The 21897-nt window shown below is 70.1% G+C and carries 20 protein-coding genes; 14 read left to right on the forward strand and 6 right to left on the reverse strand.

The genetic code is table 11. The features are described 5' to 3' along the window. Positions 1 to 101: 101 nt before the first annotated feature. Positions 102 to 980 carry a serine protease gene (locus ACF1B9_RS05045; protein ID WP_391739131.1) on the forward strand — a complete coding sequence of 293 codons (879 nt, stop codon included), beginning with the start codon at positions 102 to 104 and terminating at the stop codon, positions 978 to 980. Positions 981 to 1294: 314 nt separating this feature from the next. Here the strand turns inward: ACF1B9_RS05045 and ACF1B9_RS05050 are convergent, their stop codons facing one another. Beyond that, positions 1295 to 1471 carry a CsbD family protein gene (locus ACF1B9_RS05050; protein WP_391739133.1) on the reverse strand — a complete coding sequence of 59 codons (177 nt, stop codon included), beginning with the start codon at positions 1469 to 1471 and terminating at the stop codon, positions 1295 to 1297. 345 nt (positions 1472 to 1816) lie between these two features. Here ACF1B9_RS05050 and ACF1B9_RS05055 point away from each other — a divergent pair, with 345 nt between their 5' ends. Continuing rightward, positions 1817 to 2224 (forward strand): YciI family protein, encoded by a 408-nt coding sequence (locus ACF1B9_RS05055; protein ID WP_391739135.1) that lies wholly within the window; start codon positions 1817 to 1819, stop codon positions 2222 to 2224. 8 nt (positions 2225 to 2232) lie between these two features. Then, positions 2233 to 3378 carry an RNA polymerase sigma factor gene (locus ACF1B9_RS05060; RefSeq protein ID WP_391739333.1) on the forward strand — a complete coding sequence of 382 codons (1146 nt, stop codon included), beginning with the start codon at positions 2233 to 2235 and terminating at the stop codon, positions 3376 to 3378. Here ACF1B9_RS05060 and ACF1B9_RS05065 read toward each other — a convergent pair. Further along, positions 3356 to 4192 carry a TetR/AcrR family transcriptional regulator C-terminal domain-containing protein gene (locus ACF1B9_RS05065; RefSeq protein WP_391739137.1) on the reverse strand — a complete coding sequence of 279 codons (837 nt, stop codon included), beginning with the start codon at positions 4190 to 4192 and terminating at the stop codon, positions 3356 to 3358. The genes ACF1B9_RS05060 and ACF1B9_RS05065 overlap by 23 nt on opposite strands. 84 nt (positions 4193 to 4276) lie before the next feature. Between ACF1B9_RS05065 and ACF1B9_RS05070 the strand changes: the two genes are divergently transcribed. Further along, the gene (locus tag ACF1B9_RS05070) at positions 4277 to 5128 is read left to right on the forward strand and encodes a siderophore-interacting protein (RefSeq protein ID WP_391739138.1); all 852 of its coding nucleotides are present in this window, start codon (positions 4277 to 4279) and stop codon (positions 5126 to 5128) included. Between the two features lie 120 nt (positions 5129 to 5248). Here the strand turns inward: ACF1B9_RS05070 and ACF1B9_RS05075 are convergent, their stop codons facing one another. From ACF1B9_RS05075 to ACF1B9_RS05085, 3 genes are all read right to left on the reverse strand, one after another. Further along, positions 5249 to 6772, reverse strand: coding sequence for a S8 family serine peptidase (locus tag ACF1B9_RS05075; RefSeq protein ID WP_391739140.1), 1524 nt, complete (start codon positions 6770 to 6772; stop codon positions 5249 to 5251). Between the two features lie 233 nt (positions 6773 to 7005). Beyond that, positions 7006 to 8637: an amidohydrolase family protein gene (locus tag ACF1B9_RS05080; protein WP_391739141.1), complete on the reverse strand. Its 1632-nt coding sequence runs from the start codon at positions 8635 to 8637 to the stop codon at positions 7006 to 7008. A gap of 92 nt (positions 8638 to 8729) precedes the next feature. Then, complete coding sequence (locus ACF1B9_RS05085) at positions 8730 to 10064, reverse strand: alanine racemase (RefSeq protein WP_391739142.1); 1335 nt, start codon at positions 10062 to 10064, stop codon at positions 8730 to 8732. A gap of 127 nt (positions 10065 to 10191) precedes the next feature. Here ACF1B9_RS05085 and ACF1B9_RS05090 point away from each other — a divergent pair, with 127 nt between their 5' ends. From ACF1B9_RS05090 to ACF1B9_RS05105, 4 genes are all read left to right on the forward strand, one after another. Beyond that, entirely contained in the window at positions 10192 to 11244 is a 1053-nt protein-coding gene (locus ACF1B9_RS05090) for a sugar kinase (RefSeq protein ID WP_391739143.1), read from the forward strand. A 73-nt stretch (positions 11245 to 11317) separates the two neighbouring features. After that, positions 11318 to 12076: an IclR family transcriptional regulator gene (locus tag ACF1B9_RS05095; RefSeq protein ID WP_391739144.1), complete on the forward strand. Its 759-nt coding sequence runs from the start codon at positions 11318 to 11320 to the stop codon at positions 12074 to 12076. Between the two features lie 6 nt (positions 12077 to 12082). Beyond that, a complete protein-coding gene (locus ACF1B9_RS05100) occupies positions 12083 to 12493 on the forward strand; it encodes a RidA family protein (protein ID WP_391739145.1) in 411 nt (136 codons plus the stop codon). Between the two features lie 120 nt (positions 12494 to 12613). Further along, on the forward strand, positions 12614 to 14089 hold the full coding sequence (locus ACF1B9_RS05105) for a GntP family permease (RefSeq protein ID WP_391739146.1): 1476 nt from the start codon (positions 12614 to 12616) through the stop codon (positions 14087 to 14089). Between the two features lie 117 nt (positions 14090 to 14206). Here ACF1B9_RS05105 and ACF1B9_RS05110 read toward each other — a convergent pair whose 3' ends face one another. After that, positions 14207 to 15874, reverse strand: a complete 1668-nt coding sequence (locus ACF1B9_RS05110) for a chitinase (RefSeq protein WP_391739334.1) — start codon at positions 15872 to 15874, stop codon at positions 14207 to 14209. 763 nt (positions 15875 to 16637) lie between these two features. Between ACF1B9_RS05110 and ACF1B9_RS05115 the strand changes: the two genes are divergently transcribed. From ACF1B9_RS05115 to ACF1B9_RS05140, 6 genes are all read left to right on the forward strand, one after another. Then, the gene (locus ACF1B9_RS05115; RefSeq protein WP_391739147.1) at positions 16638 to 17504 is read left to right on the forward strand and encodes a hypothetical protein; all 867 of its coding nucleotides are present in this window, start codon (positions 16638 to 16640) and stop codon (positions 17502 to 17504) included. Between the two features lie 75 nt (positions 17505 to 17579). Then, complete coding sequence (gene cpaB, locus ACF1B9_RS05120; RefSeq protein ID WP_391739148.1) at positions 17580 to 18287, forward strand: Flp pilus assembly protein CpaB; 708 nt, start codon at positions 17580 to 17582, stop codon at positions 18285 to 18287. Positions 18288 to 18294: 7 nt separating this feature from the next. After that, on the forward strand, positions 18295 to 19587 hold the full coding sequence (locus tag ACF1B9_RS05125) for a CpaE family protein (RefSeq protein ID WP_391739149.1): 1293 nt from the start codon (positions 18295 to 18297) through the stop codon (positions 19585 to 19587). 15 nt (positions 19588 to 19602) lie between these two features. After that, positions 19603 to 20088 carry a TadE family protein gene (locus ACF1B9_RS05130; RefSeq protein WP_391739150.1) on the forward strand — a complete coding sequence of 162 codons (486 nt, stop codon included), beginning with the start codon at positions 19603 to 19605 and terminating at the stop codon, positions 20086 to 20088. 3 nt (positions 20089 to 20091) lie between these two features. Further along, positions 20092 to 20487, forward strand: a complete 396-nt coding sequence (locus tag ACF1B9_RS05135; RefSeq protein WP_391739151.1) for a TadE/TadG family type IV pilus assembly protein — start codon at positions 20092 to 20094, stop codon at positions 20485 to 20487. Between the two features lie 68 nt (positions 20488 to 20555). Next, positions 20556 to 21893 (forward strand): CpaF family protein, encoded by a 1338-nt coding sequence (locus tag ACF1B9_RS05140; protein WP_391739152.1) that lies wholly within the window; start codon positions 20556 to 20558, stop codon positions 21891 to 21893. The last annotated feature ends 4 nt before the right edge of the window (positions 21894 to 21897 follow it).

The following is a 21897-nucleotide window of genomic DNA, read 5'->3' on the forward strand; positions in this document are numbered from 1 at the left end:
GGGGGCCCCTCGCGTACGCCAACATGCGCATGTCAAACCGAAGGAACTTCGGTCGCAGGGGCCGTTCGGGCCCTGCACAGGTCACTAGAGGGGACCCCCACATGAAGAAGCCTCTCGTCGGCGCGCTTTTCACCGTTCTGCTCCTCGGGACGGGAATCGCACCCGCGACCGCGGCCACCAGCCACGACGCGGCAGCGACCGGCACGGTCAAGGCACGGATCCAGCCCAAGGAACAGATCAAGCCGAAGGCGGTCAACTTCGCCGGGACCGTCGCGCTCAGCAACTGTTCCGGCTCGGTCGTCCGTACGCCCGACTCCCAGCCCAACGACCCCGCGCTCGTGCTCTCCAACGGGCACTGCATGGAGTCGGGTTTCCCGGGGCCGGGCGAGGTGGTGTTCGACCAGCCGTCCACCCGTAGCTTCACCCTGCTGAACGCCGCCGGCAGCGGTGTCGGCACCCTGCGGGCGAGCAAGATCGCGTACGGGACGATGACCGACACCGACATATCGGTGTATCAACTCACCCGCACCTACGCGCAGATCGAGAGCAGCTACGGCATCAAGGCGCTGGAGCTGAACACCGCGCACCCCGTCCAGGGCACCGCGATCACCGTCGTCTCCGGCTACTGGAAGCGCACGTACGCCTGCAACGTGGACGGATTCGTCTACCGTCTCAAGGAAGGTTCGTGGACCTGGAAGGACTCGGTCCGCTACACCTCCGCCTGCCAGACCATCGGCGGTACGTCCGGCTCCCCGGTGATCGACAACGCCACCGGCAAGGTCGTCGCCGTCAACAACACCGGCAACGAGGACGGCCAGCGGTGCACGGACAACAATCCGTGCGAGGTCGACGAGAGCGGCAATGTGACGGTGCGCCAGGGCATCAACTACGCCCAGGAGACCTACGGCATCGTGCCGTGCATCGGCACCGGCAACAAGTTCGACCTCAGCCGTCCGGGGTGTGCTCTGCCCAAGCCGTGAGTGTGTGATCCCGTAGTTGTAGTTGTAGTTGTAGTTGTAGTCGTCGTCGCCGCCGTCGCCGCCGTTCGGGCATCGACGGCGGTGGCTCGCCCGTACGACGGAGAATCGGATCGACGCACCGCGCACGGAAAAGCCCGCCGGAGCCCGGCGGGCTCTTCCGTGGCCTCTCCGCGGCGCCGAAGCGACACCTGATTTTCTTCGGTCGCCGAGAAAGCGGAGCAAAAACGGATTTCGCGCGTCGTTGTGGTCGGGATCCCGGTTTCCCGGGCCGGCCCCCGGCCCGTCGTCCGCGCCGACGACCCCGCGGGCCGGGATCAGCGCTTGAAGGCGTCCTTCGCCTTCTCCTTGGCCTGGCGCACGTCGCCCTTGGCCTTCTTCGCGCGTCCCTCAGCGGTCAGGCTCTCATTGCCCACCGCGCGTCCGAGGGTCTCCTTGACCTTGCCCCTGACCTGGTCGGCCTTTGCGCCGGCCTTTTTGTGTTTCGCGGCCACAGCGATCACTTCCCATCCGTCCCGTCGGGAGAAGGGCGAAATCAAGGCTACTGTCCGGAATGACCGGATCCAAACTTGTTCGTGTGATCGGACAGCGGATTCCGATGAGGGTCATGTGGCCGGATTCGGACGGTGTGGAGAAAATGGCGGGTGCGTATGTGCCGGGAGTGCCGAGTGACGAGTGCCGTCCGGCTCCGTGGACCCGGACCGCGAGACGGCTCACCCGGGCTCGTCCACGAGAGTCAGAAAAAAACTTCGGACGGCGATGTCGAGAACCCGTGCCCGGCTCCGTCCCAGCAGTGAACGCGGCCAAGACGGGTCGCACCAGCACCGAGGAGAAACACGATGGCCAAGTACCTGCTGCTCAAGCACTACCGCGGCGCACCGGCTCCGGCCAACGACGTGTGCATGGACCAGTGGACGCCGAAGGAGATCTCGGCGCACGTGCAGTACATGCACGACTTCGCGGCCCGGCTGGAGGAGACCGGCGAGTTCGTCGACGCACAGGGGCTCGCTCCCGAGGGGACGTGGGTCCGGTACGACGGTGAGGGGCGCCCGCCGGTCACCGACGGTCCGTTCGCCGAGACCAAGGACCTCATCGCCGGCTGGATGGTGATCGACGTCGACAGCTACGAGCGCGCCCTCGAACTGGCCGGAGAGCTGTCGGCCGCCCCCGGGGCGGGCGGGAAGCCGATCCACGAGTGGCTCGAGGTGCGCCCCTTCATGGCCGCGCCGCCCACCATCACGGAGTGACCTCCCAGATGAACGAGGCCCTGCTCCGGAGCCTCACGCCGAGCGTGCTCGGGATCCTCGTCCGCCGCGGAGCCGACTTCGTGGCGGCCGAGGACGCCGTGCAGGACGCGCTGGTCGAGGCGGTCCGCGTCTGGCCGGCCGACCCCCCGCGGGACCCGAAGGGCTGGCTGGTCACCGTGGCCTGGCGCCGGTTCCTCGACGCGACCCGCTCGGAGGCCGCCCGCCGCCGGCGTGAGGACCTCGTCGACGAGGAGCCGGCGCCCGGGCCCGCGCCCGCGGTGGACGACACGCTCCAGCTCTACTTCCTGTGCGCCCACCCGTCGCTGACCCCGTCGTCCGCGGTCGCGCTCACGCTGCGCGCCGTCGGCGGACTGACCACCCGCCAGATCGCACGGGCCTACCTGGTGCCGGAGGCGACCATGGCGCAGCGCATCAGCCGGGCCAAGCGCACCGTCTCCGGCGTGCCGCTCGACCGGCCCGGCGACGTCGCCACCGTGCTGCGCGTCCTCTACCTGGTCTTCAACGAGGGCTACTCCGGCGACATCGACCTCGCCGCCGAGGCCATCCGGCTCACCCGGCAGCTCGCGGCCGCGATCGACCACCCCGAGGTGGCGGGTCTGCTCGCCCTCATGCTGCTGCACCACGCCCGGCGCGCCGCCCGGACCGCGCCCGACGGCAGCCTGGTGCCGCTCGCCGAGCAGGACCGCGGACGGTGGGACACCGGGTCGATCGCCGAGGGCGTCGAGATCCTGCAGGCGGCCCTCGCCCGCGACCGGCTGGGCGAGTTCCAGGCCCAGGCCGCCATCGCGGCACTCCACGCCGACGCGCCCACCGCCGAGGAGACCGACTGGGTGCAGATCGTCGAGTGGTACGACGAGCTCGCGCGCCTCACCGACAGCCCGGTCGTCCGGCTCAACCGCGCGGTTGCCGTCGGCGAGGCCGACGGACCGCGCGCCGGCCTGGCGGCGCTCGCGGCGCTGAACGACTCACTGCCCCGCCACACCGCGGTGGCGGCGTACCTCCACGAGCGCGACGGCGACCTGACGACGGCGGCACGGCTGTACGCCGAGGCGGCCCGGAAGGCACCCAACCTCGCCGAGCGCGACCACCTGACGCGCCAGGCCGCCCGGCTCAACGCCCGCGGGTGCGGCTGACGGGTCGCGCCCGGATCGCCGCATCGATCCCGTCGAGCAGCACGCCGAGTCCGACGGTGAACGTCTCCCGCGCCTCGCGTTCCAGGTACGGCATCGCCTCGTCGCCGGGAGCGGCTGGGGGCGGCTGCGGGGCGGAGGCCCTCTCCATGGCGCTCAGGCCCGGATAGCGGTCCGCGAAGTCGGGTGCCACCTCGCCCAGCAGCGCCGAGCGGGCGTACCACCACTCCTCGTCCGACTCGCCCGTCTCCGCCGCTGCCTGCCGTGCCTCGGCGACCGTCCCGGCGCAGCCGCGGAGGAAGTGGGTCAGCGTGCCGATCAGCCGCCGCAGCAGGGCGGCGTCGAGCCCGGTGCGGTTCAGGAGGCGTACGAGAGTGTCCAGGGCGGTGTACTCGTGCGGACCGAGGACCGGGCGGGCCTGGGAGACCTGGAGGACCCAGGGGTGGCGGAGGTGGAACGCGAGCGTGTCGTGCGCCCAATCGGTCAGCGCCGCACGCCAGTCGGCGGCATCGGCATACTCCGTGGGCAGTTCGGCGTGGACCGCGTCGTACATCAGGTCCAGCAGCTCGCTCTTGCCGGGGACGTACGTGTAGAGCGCCATCGCGGTTCGCCCCAGCCGCTCGCCCACCGCGCGCATCGAGAGCGCGGCCATGCCGTCCTCGTCGGCGACGGCGATCGCGGCGGTCACGATCGCGTCGACGCTGAGCCCGGGTCTGGGACCGGGCGCGGGACCGCGGCGTGGTCGCGCAGGCTGTTCGGCGCGCCACAGCAGGAACATCGAACGGCGGGCATCGCCCTGTCCGGCAAAGACCACCACTTGCGACTCCTTACGCCATAAAGTAACTTCACCAAGCCAATTCCTTATGCCGTAAAGTATCAGTCGCAGAGAGTGGGTGCCGCGATGGGTCAGGCCTTGCCCGTGTCGTACGTACGGGTCGTGGGGGTGGAGCGGATCACCCCGCGGACGGCGCGCGTCGCCTTCACCGGGGACGCGCTGGCGGAACTCCTGGAGGACCGGCCCGACCAGCAGATGAAGCTCTGTTTCCCGAGGGCGGGGCAGGGGGCGCCCCGTCTTCCGGAGCCGGACGCCGACGACATCTACGGCATGCGGTGGTACGAGGCGTACCTCGCGATCCCCGAACCGGAGCGTCCACTGATGCGGAGCTTCACCGTCCGCGCGTACGACCGCCGGAGCGGCCTGATGAGCGTCGACTTCGTGCTCCACGGGGACGACGGACCCGCCGCCCGCTGGGGCCGGGACGCGCGCCCGGGGGACGTCCTCGGCATGGTCGGTCCGTCGTCGGCGTACGCCCGGTCGCTGCCCGCCGCCGACTGGCTGCTGCTGGCCGGGGACGAGACGGCGCTCCCGGCGATCGGGACACTCCTGGAATTCCTCCCGGCCGGGGCACGGGCGGTGGCGTACGTCGAGGTCGCCGACGCGGCGGAGGAGCAGGTGCTCGCATCGCCCGGCGAGGTGACCGTCCACTGGGTGCACCGGGACCGCGGCGAGCACCTGGTGGACGCGGTGAGGGGCGCCGTGCTGCCCGCCGGATCCGGTGCGGCATGGCTGGCCGGTGAGGCCGGCGCGGTACGGGCCCTGCGCCGTCACCTGGTCGAGGAGCGCGGACTGCCCAAGGGGGCCGTGGAGTTCAGCGGCTACTGGCGGGAGCGCCTCACCCAGGACGATGCCCCGACCGAGGAGGACCTGGCCTGGGCGAAGGAGCGGGCGGCGGAGGACCAGGACCCGTCCTAGTGCTCCCGCGGCTCCCGCTCCGGAACACTGAGGCCCGCCGCCCGACGGCGACGGGCCTCACGAAGGGGCCGCCATCGACCGACGGAGTCGACGGCCCGGTCCCTCGCGCGCGGAAGCCGCCTACTTCGTGACAGCGTTCAACGCGTTCACGATGCCTCGCCCGTAGAACCCGTTGTGGTTCTTCGACCCCTTGCACACGGCGTCGATCTTGCCGTCGGAGTCGATGTCGTACGGATCCGTGCACGGTGTGGCGTCGGCCTCGGAGTACAGCAGGGCCTTCACCTGACCGGCGGTGGCGTGCGGGTGCGTCGACCTGATGAGGGCGGCCACCCCCGCGACGTGCGGGGACGCCATCGACGTGCCCGACTTGTAGGCCCACGTGCCGCCGGGCATCGTGCCGAGGATCCCGCCGTCGCCGGCCGGCGCGGCCGGGGGCTGGTAGAGGGTGGAGTCGCCTCCGGGCGCGGCGACGTCAATGACGTTCAGGCCGTAGTTGGAGAACGACGACTTGATGCCCTTCGCGCCGGTCGCGGCCACGGTCACCACACCGGGCAGCTGGGGCGGTATGACCAAGCAGGTGTGCGGGTCGATCACACGGTCGCCCGGCGTGCCGTCGTTCGGGGAGGCGGGGTCGGTGAGGGAGTCCGCGTCCAGGTCGCGGCGCTCGTTGCCCGCGGCCGCGACGTTGACCGTGCCCTTGCGCTCCGCGTACCGCGAGGCCCGGGTGGTGGCGTCGACGAGCGCCCTCTGGTCCGGGTCGTCGAGGCAGTTGAAGTTCCAGGGGTCGGTGTAATAGCTGTTGTTGGTGACGTCCACGTGGTGCTCGGCCGCCCAGACGAAGCCGCAGACCACCGCCTCGGTGTAGACGTAGTCCTCCGAGGTGGACACCTTGATGGCGGCGACCTGCACGCCGGGCGCGACGCCGGTCATGCCGATGCCGTTCTTGGCTGCCGCGATCTCACCCGCGACATGCGTGCCGTGGGCGGCGCTCTCCGACGCGCCCGGCCGCCAGGCCCCGTCCGCGGTGTTCGGCTTGCCCGAGGCGCAGTTGACGGACGCCTCGCGGTTGAAGTTCGGGGCGAGGTCGGGATGGGTGTCGTCCACGCCGGTGTCGATGACGGCGACCGTGACGTCGCGGCTGCCGAGCGTCTTCTCGTGCGCCTTGTCCGCCTTGATGGCGGGCAGGTCCCACTGCGACGCCTCCAGGGGGTCCTGGCCTTCGGCCGCCTGAGCGCTCGCGACCTCCTTGGCGCTGAGCACCCGCGTCGCGCCGACCTGGGTCGTCGACTGCGCGGCAAGGGGCGCGTTGCGGGTGACGCCGGCCGACTGCACGCCCGGGACCTTACGGATCGTCCGGGCGAAGTCGCGGTTCGAGGAATGCACGACGAGCACGCCGATCTGGTCGTACGAGATCACGATGGTGCCGCCCGCGTCGGCGACGGCCTTCTTCACCGTCGTGGACGGGCCTCGTCCGGTAGCGACGTTGACGATGTAGCTGAGGGTGGTCGTGTCGGCCGTCGTGGCCGTCGGGGCCGCCTCGGCCGCCGACGCCGTGACGTTGGGCAGTAAGGCGAGGGTGGTCGCCATGACCATCCCCAGCGGAAGGGCGACGAGGCGACGGGAGTACGTGCGCGGCGCTGTCATGGAGTCTCCAGTTGATTCGCGGTACCCGTGGTATGACGCGTGCGGAGACTCAACAAGTTGATCGTCGGGGTCACGACCTGGTGCACGACAGCGAGTGGATCAGGTCGTTGCTTGACTGTTCGCAGGGAGTTGACGATGCCGAAGCCATGGAGCCCGTTCACGCGCTCGCCACCCGTGCAGGTCGCGCCCATGACCCCGTCGCCGTTGCAGTCGTGGGGGGCCTTCGGCCCGGATCAGCGGGTGCGGCCCGCTCCCCGTACGGCCCGGCCCGCCAGCACCTGCGTCCGGCGGCCGTCCTCGATGACGAAGCGGCCGTCGATCAGCACGTGCGGGATGCCGACGGGCAACGTACGCGGCTGTTCGAACGTCGAGCCGGCGGCCACCGTGTCCGGGTCGAAGAGGACCAGGTCGGCGCGGTAGCCCTCGCGCACGTACCCCCGGTCGGCCAGGCGCAGCCGCTTCGCCGGGCGGGAGGTGAGGTGGGCGACGCACTCCTCCAGGGACAGGATGCCCAACTCCCTCACGTACCGGCCGAGATACTGCGGGAACGTGCCGTACGCGCGCGGATGCGGCTTGTCGCCCTGGAGGATGCCGTCGCTGCCGCCGGTGTGCACCCGATGGCGCATGATCTGCCGGACGTTCTCCTCGTGGCCCACGTGCTGGAGGATCGTCGAGCCGAGCCGGTCGCCGACGAGCAGCCGGCGTGCGGTCACCCAGGGCGCCTCGCCCCGCAGCCGGGCGGACTCGGCCACGGTGCGGCCGACGTGGTCGGCGAGAGCGGGCACGCTGACGCCCGAGATCTCGATCGTGTCCCACTCGATCGGCACGCCGTGGCAGCCGTCCGAGCCCAGCACCTCCAGGTGGTGCCGGATCCGCTCCGCCGTCGCGTCGTCCGCGAGCCGGGCGAGGACGGCCTCGGGCCCGCCCTCGCTCGCCCAGCTCGGCAGCATCGCGACGAGGGTCGTGCAGCCGGGGGTGTACGGGTAGGTGTCCAGCGAGATGTCCGCGCCCGCGTCGAGGGCGTCGTCGAGAAGGGCGAGGAGGTCCGGCGCCCTGCCCTCGTTCACGCCGAAGTTCATGGTGGCGTGGGCGAGGTGGAGGGCGCAGCCCGCGTTCCGGGTGAGCCGCACCATCTCCTCGTACGCGTCGAGCGCCCCCGCCCCGTAGGAGCGGTGGTGCGGGCAGTAGTAGCCGCCGTGCTCGGCCACCACCCGGCACAGTTCCGTGAGTTCGGCGTCGTCCGCGTACATGCCGGGGGTGTACGTGAGGCCCGAGGACATGCCGACCGCGCCGTCCGCCATGCCCTGGGCGACGAGTCCCTTCATCCGGGTCAGTTCGGCTTCGGTGGCCGGCCGGTCCTCCCAGCCCATCGCGTACATCCGGACCGTGCCCTGCGGGACGAGGTAGGCGGCGTTGACCGCGATGCCCCGGCCGTCGAAGTTGCGGTCCAGCCGGTCCAGGTACTCGCCGACCGTGCGCCAGTCGAAGTCGAGATCCGTGTCCTCCGGCGCACCGCCGTTCCAGCCGGTGATCGCCCTGCGTACCTCCGCGAGCGTCCGGTCGTCGACCGGGGCGTAGGACAGGCCGTCCTGGCCGAGGACTTCGAGCGTGACGCCCTGCGCGGCCTTGGCGCTGTGGTCCGGGTCGCGGAGCAGCGCGAGATCGCTGTGCGCGTGCATGTCGACGAAGCCGGGGGAGAGGGCGAGGCCGTCGGCGTCGAGGGTACGGCGGGCGGTGGGGCGCGGGCCGGGTGCGTGTTCGGGGTGGATCCCGGCGATCCGGCCGCCGTCGACGGCCACGTCGGCGCGGCGGGCGGGCGTGCCGGTGCCGTCGACGACGAGGGCGTTGCGGATGACCAGGTCCATGAAGTGGGCTGCCTTTCAGCGGAATCGAGCCCCTTTGGCGTGCGAAGGGCCGGGTCCGGGTCCGGGGCCGGAGCCCCGGACCCGGGAAGGGTTCAGAAGAAGGTGCGGATGTAGTCGGTGACCGTGCCGTCCGCCTCCACCAGCGGAATCAGCTGCCACTTGTCGAAGCTCGTGCACGGATGCGACAGGCCCATCCCCACCCAGTCGCCCACTTCCAGCTCCGCGTCCGGCTCCGTGCGCAGCCAGGTGTGCTGGTCCGACAGACCGCTGACCGTGACCCCCGTCGCGGGCCGGACCGAGCCGTCGCGGCCGGACCGGACGACCTGCGCCTGCGGAAGGTCGAGGTCGTACGCCGCGTCCCGCTTGCCCGCGTTGAGGAACGCCTGCTCGGCACAGGGCCGGGAGACGACCTGTGCCCAGAGCCGGAAGGCGGGCTGGAGGGCCCCCTCCTCCGGGACACGGTTGAACGGGGTGAGGTGGCGGTAGTGGCCGTCGTCGTGCGAGACGTACGCCCCCGAACGCAGCAGCTTGAGCACCGGGACGGAGAGCTCCGGGATGTCCGCGAACACGTCCGCCACCGCGTCGAACCACGCGCTGCCGCCCGCGCTGATCACGATGCCCTCGGCCGCCGTCGCCGCGAACCGGCCCGCCCGGTCGAGGTCGACGGCCAGCGCGACGAGCCGCCGCAGCCACGCGCGTACCCGCTCGCCGGACGCGTCCGGCACCTCGCCCTCGTAGCCGGCCACACCCACCAGACGCAGGGTCCCGGTGGCGGCCACCGCGTCGGCGACCGCCGCGCATTCGGCCTCGGTCCGGACGCCGGTGCGGGCGCCCTCGCCCGCGCCCAGCTCCACGACGACGTCGACGGGCCGGGAGGCGCCCGCCGCCCGCAGCGCCTCATCCATCAGCTCCACGCCGCGCACCGAGTCGACGTAACAGATGAAGCGGAACTCCGGGTCGGCGTCCAGCTCGCCGGCGAGCCAGCGCAGGGCCGCCGCGTCGACCAGCTCGTTGGCGAGGAAGATCCGCCGGATCCCGTACGCCCGGTAGACCCGGGCCTGGTGCGGCACGGCGGCGGTGATGCCCCAGGCGCCGCGTGCCAGCTGGCGGTCGAAGAGCTGCGGCGCCATGGAGGTCTTGCCGTGCGGGGCGAAGGCGAGCCCGTGGCGCTCCGCGTACGCCTCCAGGAGCGCGAGGTTGTGCTCGACCGATTCGGCGGACAGAGCGAGCACCGGGGTGGTGAAGCCGCCGGTGAACAGGGAGCGCCGCTCGGCGGCGAGGGCGCCCACGGTCAGGCCCTCCGCGTCGGGAGGGAGCGCCTTGAAGCGGTGGTCGACCAGCTCGTCGGCAAGTCCGGCCACAGGACGGTCGGCGGCCAAGGGGGCCTCCTCGATCGAAGTAGTCGTTGCAGCATATGCAACACCCATTGCGTATATCGCTTGACGCTGTCTAACATCCGAGCCGACGCCGGGTCAATGCCGAGAGCCTGCTCCGGCTCTCCCGGAACCGCCGCCCCGCATCACCGAAGTCCACCTACCCCGCGAGGAGCCCCGAGTGTCCGGAACCCCGGCCAGGACCGCCGAGACCGCCAGGGCCGCCGAGGTCGTGTGCCTCGGCGAGTCCATGGTGACGTTCCTGCCGTCGCAGCCCGGACGCCTCGCCGACGTACCCGCCTTCGGTCGCGGCATCGGCGGCGCCGAGTCCAATGTCGCCTGCGCGCTCGCCGCGGCCGGGCACCGGACGGCCTGGGTCAGCCGGGTCGGCGCCGACGGATTCGGGGACCACCTCGTGGAGGCGATCGCCGGGTACGGGGTCGACACCTCCGCCGTGCGGCGCGATCCGGACCGGCCCACCGGGATCTACTTCCGCACGGCGACGGACCGGGCCACCGAGGTGCACGAGGTCGCCTACTACCGGGCCGGGTCCGCCGCCTCCGCGATGTCCCCGGACAACCTCCCGTACGAGGCGCTGCCCACCGCCCGCGTCCTGCACCTGTCCGGCATCACGGCGGCGCTCTCCGCCGACTGCCTGGCCCTGCTCCACGACCTGACGGCGCCCCGGCCCGGCCGCCCGCTGATCTCCTTCGACGTCAACCACCGCCCCGGTCTGTGGCGCGACGCCGACGCCGCTGCCGGTGTCCTCCTGGACCTGGCCCGCCGCTGCGACCTGGTCTTCGTCGGCGAGGACGAGGCGGAGGAGGCGTGGCAGGTGCGCGGCGCGGAGGCGATCCGTGCGGCGCTGCCCGAACCGGCGACGCTGGTCGTGAAGCGGGGCGGCGCGGGGGCGACGGTGTTCTCGCGGACCGACGGGGCCGACACCGTCACCACCGTCCCCGCCCTCCGTGTCGACGTCGTCGCCCCCGTCGGCGCGGGCGACGCCTTCGCCGCCGGGTTCCTCTCCGCCACCCTGCGCGCCCTCCCCGTACGCGACCGCGTCCGGCACGGCCATCTGATGGCCGCCGCCGTCCTCACCGTCCCCGGCGACCTCACCGGGCCTCCGGCCCGCCCGCACGCCGACGCCCTTGCCGCACTGGACGACGACGCCTGGGGGAGACTTCGTCTCGGCCCCGGGTGGACGGGGCACGACCAGGAGGTACGTACGACGTGAGCGGGCGCGGAGAACGAACGGACAAGAGGGGCGTCCCGGGCGAGAGCCGGGACGGGAACAGCGAGGCACGCGCATGAGTCAGACCGTCGACCGGGCGCTGAGCATCCTGCCGCTGCTCGCCCAGGGACCCGCCGACCTCGGACAGGTCGCCGAACGGCTCGGCGTCCACAAGTCCACCGCGCTGCGCCTGCTCCGTACGCTCCACGAGCACGGACTCGTCTACCGCCAGCAGGACCAGCGCTACCGCCTCGGCGCCCGCCTCTTCGCGCTCGCGCAGGAGGCCGTCGAGAACCTCGACGTACGGGAGATCGCCCACCCCCACCTCGTCGAACTCAACGAGAGCTGCGGCCACACCGTGCATCTCGCGGTGTACGAGGAGCACGAGGTCCTCTACATCGACAAGGTCGAGAGCCGTTACCCGGTCCGGATGTACTCGCGGATCGGGAAGCCCGTCGCGATCACCGTCGCCGCCGTGGCCAAGCTGCTCCTCGCCGACCTCACCGAGCCCGAGCGGCGCGCCGTCGCCGAGAAGCTCGACTACCCCATGTACACGTCCCGTTCGATCCCGAACGCCGGTGCCTTCCTCAAGGAGCTCGCCGTCGTCCGCGAACAGGGCTGGGCCACCGACCTCGGCGGCCACGAGGAGTCCATCAACTGCGTCGGCGCCCCCATCCGGGGCGCGGACGGACGGGTCGTCGCCGCGATGTCGGTCTCCGCGCCCAATGTCGTCGTCACGGCCGAGGAACTCCTCACCCTGCTCCCCCTGGTGCGCCGCACCGCCGACACCATCAGCCGGGAGTACTCCGGCACCAACCCACCCAAGAAAGCCTGAACAGCCATGACCGAGAAGATCGCCCTCACCCCGAGCACCCACACCACCCCGCCCGCGAAGTTCTCGCACGGGGTGAGGAAGGGGAACATCCTCCAGGTCGCCGGCCAGGTCGGCTTCCTCCCCGCCGTGGAGGGCCAGGCCCCCACCCCCGCCGGTCCGACGCTGCGCGAGCAGACCCTCCAGACCTTCGCCAACGTCAAGGCGATCCTGGAGGAGGGCGGCGCGAGCTGGGACGACGTGATGATGATGCGCGTCTACCTCACGGACGTCGACCACTTCGCCGAGATGAACGAGATCTACAACAGCTACTTCGCCGAGCAGCACCTCAAGGCGGCCCCCGCCGCCCGTACGACGGTCTACGTCGGCCTCCCCAAGGGCCTGCTCATCGAGATCGACGCGCTCGCGGTCCTCGGCTGATCCAGCTGATCCACTTGCCGCACCCGCTTCACCGCATCACCGCGCACGGCACGGCGCCCCGCACCACGGGAGCGCCGTGCCGCGCTCCCCCCTACCCGAAAACCGTCTCCGGAGTTACCCATGCTGCTCGCCGCCACCCCACAACCGGCCGAGACACCACCCCACACCGGTGGACTCCTCCTGCTCATCGACGGCACCGCCGGTCTGCTGACCGTCGCCGCCCTCGGTATCGCGCTCCTCCTCTTCCTGATCATCAAGGTCAGGCTGCAGCCCTTCGTCGCGCTGCTCGCCGTCTCCATAGCCGTCGGCCTGGGCGCCGGTCTCTCCGTCACCGAACTCTTCGGCACGGTCCAGAAGTCCGCCGCCGTCTCCGTCATCGAATCCGGCATGGGCGGCATCCTCGGCCACGTCGCGATCATCATCGGCCTCGGCACGATGCTCGGCGCGATCCTCGAAGTCTCCGGCGGCGCCGAGGTGTTGAGCGCCCGTCTGCTGAGCCTCTTCGGTGAGAAGCGCGCCCCGCTCGCCATGGGCCTGACCGGCCTCATCTTCGGCATCCCGGTCTTCTTCGACGTCGGCATCTTCGTTCTCGCGCCGATCGTGTACGCCGCCGCGAAGCGCTCCGGGAAGTCGATCCTGCTCTACGCGATGCCGCTGCTGGCGGGCCTGTCGATGACTCACGCCTTCCTGCCGCCGCACCCGGGCCCGGTCGCCGCCGCCGGGCTCTTCCACGTCTCGCTCGGCTGGGTCATCCTGATGGGCGCCGTCGTCGGCATCCCGTCCGTGCTCGCCGCCTGGGGCTACGCCGCCTGGATCGGCAAGCGGATCTTCGTCGACGTCCCGCAGGACATGGTCGACGCCGCCGAGGAGGCCAGGGCCGCGGTCGTCGCCGAACAGCGGGCCGCCGGGGTCACCCCGCGCGAGGAGCCGGTCGCGCTCGCCACCGTGCTCACGATCATCGGCACCCCGCTGGTGCTGATCCTCGCCGCGACGTTCTCCTCCATCGCGCTGGCCCCCTCCACCCTCCGCTCCGTCATCGAGTTCTTCGGCAACCCCTTCGTCGCGCTGACGATCGCGCTGCTGCTCGCGTACTACCTGCTGGGCATCCGCCGCGGCTGGTCCCGCAAGTCCCTCGAAGCGGTGTCCACCTCCTCCCTCAAGCCGGTCGGCAACATCCTGCTCGTCGTCGGCGCGGGCGGTGTCTTCGGCGCCGTCCTCAAGGGCAGTGGCATCGCGGACGCGCTCGCCGACACCTTCAACGACGTCGGCCTGCCGGTCATCCTGCTCGCCTGGCTGATCTCCGTGGTCCTGCGGGTCGCCCAGGGCTCGGCGACGGTCGCGATCGTCACCACCGCGGGCATCGTCGTCCCCCTGGTCGAGGGCCAGGACCTGTCGCAGGCGCACCTCGCCCTGATCATCATGGCGATCTCGGCCGGCTCGATCTTCGCCTCGCACGTCAACGACGGCGGCTTCTGGATGGTGTCGAAGTACTTCGGCATCTCTGAACGCGACACCCTGAAGTCCTGGACCGTCCTGGAGACGGTCCTGTCGGTGGCGGGGTTCGCCGTGGCGGCGCTGCTGAGCCTGGTGATCTAGGGTCCTTCTCCCGTACACGTGCAGCAGCGCCGCCGGGGGAGCGGCGGCGCTGCTGGTCACTGATGCATGCCGGACGGTGGCGACGACCTGGTGCACGACAGAGAGTGGATCAGGTCGTTACGGCAGGCCGTGGACGTGCGGGGCCACCGCGTTCGACCAGGCGTTGCCCGACTTGGCGTCCCAGTTGGTCGACCAGGTCATCGCGCCGCGCAGACCCGGGTAGGTCTTCGAGGGCTTGAAGGTGCCGCAGCTGGTGCCGGAGGCCAGGCAGTCCAGGGCCGCGTTCACGACCGAAGGGGCCACATAGCCGCTGCCCGCGCCGCTGGTGGAGGCAGGGACGCCGAGACCGACCTGCGAGGGGTCGAGGCCGCCTTCCAGCTGGATGCAGGCGAGTGCCGTGAGGAAGTCCACCGAACCCTGCGAGTAGACCTTGCCGTCGCATCCGAGCATCGAACCGCTGTTGTAGTACTGCATGTTGACGACGGTCAGGATGTCCTTGATGTTGAGCGCCGTCTTGAAGTACTCACCCGCGGTGGACTGCATGTCGATGGTCTGCGGGGCCATCGTGATGACGAGGCCGGAGCCCGCCTTCTGCGAGAGCGAGCGCAGCGCCTTCGTCATGTAGGTGGAGTTGAGCCCGTTCTCCAGGTCGATGTCGACGCCGTTGAAGCCGTACTCCTGGATGAGCGAGTAGACGGAACCCGCGAAGTTGGCGGCGGAGGCCTCGCTGTTGACCGCGACGGACCCCTTCTCGCCGCCGACCGAGATGATGACGTTCTTCCCGGCGGCCTGCTTCGCCTTGATGTCGGCCTTGAACTGGTCGACGGTGTAGCCGTTCAGGCCCGCCGTGTCCAGGTTGAAGGTGACGGCACCCGGCGTGGTCGTGGCGTCGGCGAAGGAGACCGCGATGATGTCGTAGTTCGCCGGTACGTCGCTGAGCTTCTGCACGGTCGCGCCGTTGTTGAAGTTCTGCCAGTAGCCGGTCACCGCGTGCTTGGGCACCGAGGTGCCCGGGTTGGGGTTGCCGCCGCCATCCTTGGCCGTACGGCCGCTGACCGTCGCGGACTTGACGGACTCTCCGGCCGCGTTGGTGGCGGTGACCGCGAACTGGTACGCCGTGTCGGCGGTCAGACCCGTGATCGTGGCGGAGGTACCGGTGGACGTGGTGGCCTTCGACCCGTCCCTGTAGACGGTGTAGCCGGTCGCGCCGGACACCGCGTTCCAGGACAGGGACACGGAGGAGGACGTGGTCGCGCCGACCGCGAGTCCGGCGGGCGCGCCGGGGATCTCGGGCGTGGGGTCGGTGCCGCCGCCCCCGTCGGGGCCGCTGACCGAGATGTCGTCCGCGTAGTAGGCGGCCTGCCCGTACCAGCCGTGCGTGTACACCGTGACCGACGTGGTGCTCGGGCCGGTCTTGAAGCTGGTGGTGAGCTGGGTCCAGCCGCTGGAGCCGGGGGACCAGGTCGACACGTCGGTGGTCCCGGTGCCGCTCGCGCCGAGGTACGCGTATCCGCCCTGCACCCAGGAGCTGAGCGTGTACGTCGAGTCGGGCTTCACGGCCACGGTCTGGGTGCACTTGGCGTTGTCCTGGCCGGCCGGGGTGGCCTTGAGGGCGGCGGTGCCGCTGTGCACGGGCGAGGAGACGGTGGTGCCGCTGCCGCCGGAACAGGTCCAGTTGGCGAGCCCCGACTCGAAGCCGGCGTTCTTGGCGACGTTGACGTCGGCGGCCTGTGCGCTGCCGACGAGACCGGTGGCGGTGAGCGCACCGGCCGCGAGGACGGCCATGGCACCGCCGAGGAGCGGCCGGGTGCGGCGACTGCGGGCTCTGTGGCCGCTGGCGGGGGAAGATTCCACTTTGCTGCCTCCGTGGGGGAGTTGGGAGCTGTGCGAGCTGCCTCGGGGCGGGCCGGTGGGGTCGACCGGCGTACCGGGGCGGTCCGGGGAGCGACACGGGGATGACGGGGGAGTGGACGTGAACGACGGTGGCCACCGCTGGCCGATAAACTGGTCCAGACCAATCAAGTTGTCAAGACCTCTGGCAGTGACAGCCGTGACGACAGCTCTCGACCGGCCGCTCGCCGACGGCTCCGTCACCCGCCCGCGCGCCGCCCCGCAGGGGTTCCGGAACCGCCCTGAACGGCAAATGAATTGACGTTTTGTTGACCTCGTGCGTCCCTGCGCGGGTGACATGGTCCAGATGTCCTCACAGTGACGACCCGGCCCCCGCCGGGGCGTCGTGCGGGAGGTTCCACGTCCGGTCTGACGTGCGAAGACGAATTCCGGGCCGCAGGTAATCGGAAGATGGATTCGTAACACTCCGCAGTGGTACAGGAGTTAACGATTCTCGATTTGATCCGTTTTAGCACCGGGGCGCGGCCCCACTGTCCCGCAGCTGTTGTCGTACTGGCCTCCGAAAAGTGTTCTCTGCCAGGTAGGACGTGGATAAAGTGCTGAAGCAGAACCGCGGAGCAGGAGCGATTGCGGCCTACGTCATGACCGGCGTTTGGCCGGAGCCGAAACGGGGAACAGCGTGCCGACCGCAATAGCAGTGACCAGTGCTGATTTGGTACTACCTCCGACCGACCAGCAGACACCGACGGCTGCCCTGCTGCAGGCTCCCGACGCCCAGGCGCTGGAGATGGCCATCGGTGACATGCACGTGTTGCTCGAACAGCACGGCTACGTCGTCGCTGTCTACCCGACCGGCATCGCGCCCGCCCACGAGCGTCGGCTCTACTCCGTGCGCTCCGTTCTGGAGAGCGACCGCATCGCGCTGCTCAAGGTGGACCTCCCCCCCTTGGGTGTCGCCGTACTCGTGCGGCAGCTGCGCCAGTTGTCCATCTGTGACTTCAGCCCTGGAGTGGTCGCCTCCGCCGCCCGGCTGCTGTCCCACTACATCCATGCGGGCGCCCTGCTGAACTCCGTCACCAAGTTCGACCGGGTGCCGGTCGACCTCAGGACGCACGCCAAGTCCTGGGTGCCGGGCTCCCAGTTCGCCGTGGTCGCGGGGCCGGAACCGCAGCTCGTCAAGGTCGGCCCGAAGGCGGACCCACCGACCGGCCCGGAATTCGCCACCCACCTGCTGACCGCCAAAGGGCAGTCGCAGTCCGAGTGGGTGAAGGAGACCCTCGCGCCCGCGTGGCAGGTCCAGTCCATTCACGAGGCCGCGCTCCCGTCCGGTTCCCCCGCATGGTGGGGAACCGGGAAACTGGTGGAATTCGCGGCCTATCTGCCAGACATCTCCGTCCTGTACCAATTGGTGTCCTCCGTACGTCGCGAGAACTGCCACTGGTGCGGAATGGAACTCATCGGTGATCGCTGCGGGTTCTGCTCCTCCCCGCTACCCGCGGCCGAGAACCGAATGCACTCCGCCGGTGTCCTCAGCCAGGGAGCGCTCGCACCACCGCAGTCCTAGCGCTTCCGCTTTCCTCCGTAGACGCCCTCCTGTCCGCTGCCCCACGCATCCGATTCGAACGAGGTTGTCCGGCCCATGAACTCCCGCCAGCGCCGCGGCGTGATACTCCTGCTTCTGTCGGTTCTGTGCGCCTTCGGCGCCTTCGCCGGCGTGCTCTCGGTGATCAGCGACGTCAACACCAAGGTCGGGCCCGAAGTCTCGGCCTACCAGCTGAAGTCCGACGTGGCGCCCTACACCGCCCTGTCGTCCGGGCAGTTCGAGAAGATCTCGATGCCCAAGCGCTGGCTCTCCACCAACGCGGTGACGGACCTTTCCGAGGTGAGCGGCAAGATCGCCGTCACTCAGCTGCGCAAGGGCTCCCTGCTCCAGTCCGACATGATGCAGAAGCGCCCCGCACTGCAGCCCGGGGAACAGGAGATCGCCATCATGATCGACGCCGCCACCGGCGTCGCGGGCAAGATCACCCCCGGTGCCACGGTCAACATCTACGCCACCTTCGCCGGTGAACGCGACGGTGACCCCTCCCAGTCGAAGGTCATCGTCTCCAACGCCAAGGTGCTGGACGTCGGCAAGCTGACCGCTCTGGAGCCGAACCGCGACGGCAAGTCCAACATGGGCACCGAGGCCGTCCCGATCACCTTCGCGCTCAACACGCTCGACACCCAGCGCATCGCCTACGCCGAGTCCTTCGCGGAGCATGTACGCCTCGCGCTCCTGGCCTCCGGCAGCGACAGCACCATCCGTCCGGGCGACCGTTCCTACACGCTCGACAAGGACAAGTGAGGATCGCATGACCACGAGGATCCTCCCGGCCGTCGGTGACGTCGACGCGGCCAGATCCGTCACCACCCTGCTCAGCCAGCTCCCCGACGCGGAACCGGCCACACCGGTCGGCGACTCGACCCAGCTCATCGACACCCTCGCCCGGCTCGCGGGCGAGTCGCTCGACGAACTGCCCGAGGTCGTGCTGGTCCACGAGCGGATCGGCCCGGTGCCGGCACTGGAACTGATCCGGGAGGTCTCCCTGCGCTTCCCCGCCATCGGGGTCGTGCTGATCACCGCCGATGTCACCCCCGGTCTGTTCGCCTCCGCGATGGAGTCGGGCGCGCGAGGTGTCATCACCCTGCCCCTGAGTTACGAGGAACTGGCCAGCCGGGTCCAGTCCGCCGCCCAGTGGTCCGTCGGCGTCCGCCGCCACCTGAGCACCGGGGCCGATGTCTTCACCGGCCCCGGCGGAACGGTCATCACGGTCAGCGGCGCCAAGGGCGGCGTCGGAGCCACCGTCACGGCCGTGCAACTCGCCCTGGCGGCACAGGCGTCCGGGCGCACCGTCGCGCTGGTCGACCTGGACCTCCAGGCCGGCGACATCGGCTCCTACCTCGATGTGCAGTTCCGGCGCTCCATCGTCGACCTGTCGGCGATCGCCGACATCTCGCCGCGCGTCCTGTCCGACGCCGTGTTCAGCCATGGCACCGGCCTTGCGCTGCTGCTGGCCCCGGGTGAGGGCGAGAGCGCCGAGGAGGTCAGCGACCGCTCGGCCCGCCAGATCGTCAGCGCCCTGCGTTCGCGCTACGAGGTCGTGGTGATCGACTGCGGCACCCAGCTGCAGGGAGCGAGTGCCGCGGCCATCGAGATGGCCGACACGGCGCTGCTGGTCACCACACCCGATGTGATCGCGGTGCGCGGCGCCAAGCGCCTCGTCCGGATGTGGGACCGGCTCCAGATCCGGAAGGCTGAGGAGACGGTCACTGTCGTCAACCGCTTCATCCGCAACACCGAGATCCAACCGCAGCTGATCGAGAAGATCACCGGCACCAGCACGGCCAACACCGCGATTCCGGCGAACTTCAAGGAACTCCAGGCCGTCGTCGACGCCGGCCGGCTGCACGAACTCGACTCCAAGAGCACCGTCAAACAGGCCCTCTGGGCCCTTGCGGGCGAGCTGGGCATCGTCAAGGTTCCTGAGAAGGCGGAAAAGAACGGCGCGAAGAGCGGCGCGAAGTTCAAGAACGACCGAGGCTCGATCGGGCGCCCGCGCGTCGGCAGACGCGACGGCGGCTCCCGGAACCGGGCGACGACCTAGGGGGCAAGTTGACCGATGGCACTTACCGATACGACAGACACGGAGATACAGGGAAGGCGTTACGGTGACGCCGCCCCGGGGCGGGGCTCGGCGCGGGGCCGGATGCGCGGCCGACTGAACGGTCGGCTGCTCGGTCGCGAGCGGGACCGCGGCCAGACCGCGATCGAGTTCCTTGGCGTCACACCGCTGATCATCCTGCTGATGCTCGCGCTCTGGCAGTGCGCGCTGATCGGCTACACGTTTTCCCTGGCAGGGAACTCGGCGGATGAGACGGCGCACAAGGGGGCCATCTCGCAGGGCCTGCGGTTCACGGAGTGCCGGAACACGGCCGAGAAGCACCTGCCGAAGGCCTGGCGGGACGGCTTGAAATCGGTGAAGTGCCGCTCCAAGTCCGGCATGTACACGGCCGAGGTCAAGCTCCAGGTACCGGTCCTGGTGCCCGGCATCCTCAACTGGAAGTTCCCGGTCACCGGCAACGCGGCTTTCCCGCTGGAGGGCTGAGCGATGAGCAAGCGCACGCACACACCTGGCCGGACGGCCGCTACCACCACCCGCCGCGAGCGCGGCCAGGTCGCCATCGAGTATCTGGGCTTCATCCCCCTGCTGCTCCTGGTCGGTCTCCTCGCGATCCAGGCCGGCCTTGCCGCGTACGCCGCCAACCAGGCGGGCACCGGGGCCCGCGCGGGAGCCCGTATGGCCAGCATGTCTTCGGGCGGCTGCGATGAGCAGGCAGCCAAGGACGCGATGAGCGGCTGGACCGCCGGCCGGGTCGATTTCTTGCCCACCCCCTCCTCCTTCGACGAGGTCACCTGCACCGTCAGCGTCGACGTGCCCGACATCATCCCCGGCGTCCATATCTGGGGTCCGGCCAAGCGCAGTTCGACGATGCCCCGCACCTGACCTGTGCGGCGCACGCGCCGCTGCTTCACCAGCGGCTCAACAAGCAAGTCGGAACGAGGAGTTACGGAATGAGTCTGCGGGCACGCATGACCGCCCCCGAGAAGAACGGCGGGGGGCGGGAGGACAGCCACATGGTGGCCACCTACCGCGCCAAGCTGCTCGAAGAGATCGACCTGGCGGAGATGTCCTCGCTCGCCGCCGCAGACCGGCGGGCCCGGCTGGAGCGCGTGCTCAGCCACATCATCAGTCGTGAGGGACCGGTTCTTTCGACCGTCGAACGCACCCAGCTGATCCGCCGGGTCGTGGACGAGGCCCTCGGTCTCGGTATTCTCGAACCGCTCCTCGAAGACGCGTCCATCACCGAAATCATGGTGAACGGACCGGACCAGATCTTCGTCGAGCGCAGCGGCAAGGTCGAACTGCTCCCGATGCGCTTCAGTTCGCACGAGCAGCTGATGCAGACCATCGAGCGCATCGTCTCGACCGTCAACCGTCGCGTCGACGAGTCGAACCCCATGGTTGATGCGCGTCTACCCAGTGGTGAGCGTGTCAACGTGATCATCCCGCCGCTGTCGCTGAGCGGTGCGACGCTCACCATCCGACGGTTCCCGAGGGCCTTCACGCTCCAAGAGATGATCAACGTCGGCTCGCTCGACGAGCAGATGCTGATCCTGCTGGCCGGACTCGTCCAGGCCAAGCTCAACGTCATCGTCTCCGGCGCCACCGGTACCGGGAAGACGACGCTCCTCAACGCGCTCTCCGGCCTCATCCCCGACAGCGAGCGCATCGTCACCATCGAGGACTCCGCCGAGCTCCAGCTCCAGCAGAGCCATGTGATCCGGCTGGAGTCCCGTCCGGCGAACGTCGAGGGCAAGGGCCAGATCACCATCCGTGACCTGGTCCGCAACTCCCTGCGTATGCGCCCCGACCGCATCGTCGTCGGTGAGGTCCGTGGTGGTGAGTCGCTCGACATGCTCCAGGCGATGTCGACCGGTCACGACGGTTCGCTCGCCACCGTCCACGCCAACAACGCCGAGGACGCGCTCATGCGTCTGCAGACCCTGGCCTCGATGTCCGAGATCAAGATCCCGTTCGAGGCGCTGCACGACCAGATCAACAGCGCCGTCGACGTCATTGTCCAGCTCACCCGACACGCCGACGGCTCCCGCAAGATCACCGAGATCGCCGTCCTCGACTCGCACGGCCGCGACCCGTACCGCATCGTGACCGTCGCCCGGTTCGATGCCCAGCCGATGGACGCCGAGGGGCGGATCCACGGCGAGTTCCAGTACCTCCCGATCCCGCGCAAGATCGCTGACCGGCTCTACATGGCCAGCCAGCCCATCCCGCAGGCCTTCGGGGTCGCCGCATCCGCCGAACAGCTCGCCACCCGAGAGGCCAACTAGGTAC

Source organism: Streptomyces sp. NPDC014727 (genome assembly GCF_043083485.1).
Taxonomy (GTDB): Bacteria; Actinomycetota; Actinomycetes; order Streptomycetales; family Streptomycetaceae; genus Streptomyces.

Coding starts and splice junctions, on each gene's coding strand:
- ACF1B9_RS05045 (WP_391739131.1), top strand. CDS start 102: ATGAAGAAGCCTCTCGTCGGCGCGCTTTTCACCGTTCTGCTCCTCGGG.
- ACF1B9_RS05105 (WP_391739146.1), top strand. CDS start 12,614: ATGCTGCTCGCCGCCACCCCACAACCGGCCGAGACACCACCCCACACC.
- ACF1B9_RS05060 (WP_391739333.1), top strand. CDS start 2,233: ATGAACGAGGCCCTGCTCCGGAGCCTCACGCCGAGCGTGCTCGGGATC.
- ACF1B9_RS05125 (WP_391739149.1), top strand. CDS start 18,295: ATGACCACGAGGATCCTCCCGGCCGTCGGTGACGTCGACGCGGCCAGA.
- cpaB (WP_391739148.1), top strand. CDS start 17,580: ATGAACTCCCGCCAGCGCCGCGGCGTGATACTCCTGCTTCTGTCGGTT.
- ACF1B9_RS05130 (WP_391739150.1), top strand. CDS start 19,603: ATGGCACTTACCGATACGACAGACACGGAGATACAGGGAAGGCGTTAC.
- ACF1B9_RS05070 (WP_391739138.1), top strand. CDS start 4,277: ATGGGTCAGGCCTTGCCCGTGTCGTACGTACGGGTCGTGGGGGTGGAG.
- ACF1B9_RS05055 (WP_391739135.1), top strand. CDS start 1,817: ATGGCCAAGTACCTGCTGCTCAAGCACTACCGCGGCGCACCGGCTCCG.
- ACF1B9_RS05100 (WP_391739145.1), top strand. CDS start 12,083: ATGACCGAGAAGATCGCCCTCACCCCGAGCACCCACACCACCCCGCCC.
- ACF1B9_RS05140 (WP_391739152.1), top strand. CDS start 20,556: ATGAGTCTGCGGGCACGCATGACCGCCCCCGAGAAGAACGGCGGGGGG.
- ACF1B9_RS05110 (WP_391739334.1), bottom strand. CDS start 15,874: ATGGCCGTCCTCGCGGCCGGTGCGCTCACCGCCACCGGTCTCGTCGGC.
- ACF1B9_RS05075 (WP_391739140.1), bottom strand. CDS start 6,772: ATGACAGCGCCGCGCACGTACTCCCGTCGCCTCGTCGCCCTTCCGCTG.
- ACF1B9_RS05095 (WP_391739144.1), top strand. CDS start 11,318: ATGAGTCAGACCGTCGACCGGGCGCTGAGCATCCTGCCGCTGCTCGCC.
- ACF1B9_RS05085 (WP_391739142.1), bottom strand. CDS start 10,064: ATGGGTGTTGCATATGCTGCAACGACTACTTCGATCGAGGAGGCCCCC.
- ACF1B9_RS05080 (WP_391739141.1), bottom strand. CDS start 8,637: ATGGACCTGGTCATCCGCAACGCCCTCGTCGTCGACGGCACCGGCACG.
- ACF1B9_RS05135 (WP_391739151.1), top strand. CDS start 20,092: ATGAGCAAGCGCACGCACACACCTGGCCGGACGGCCGCTACCACCACC.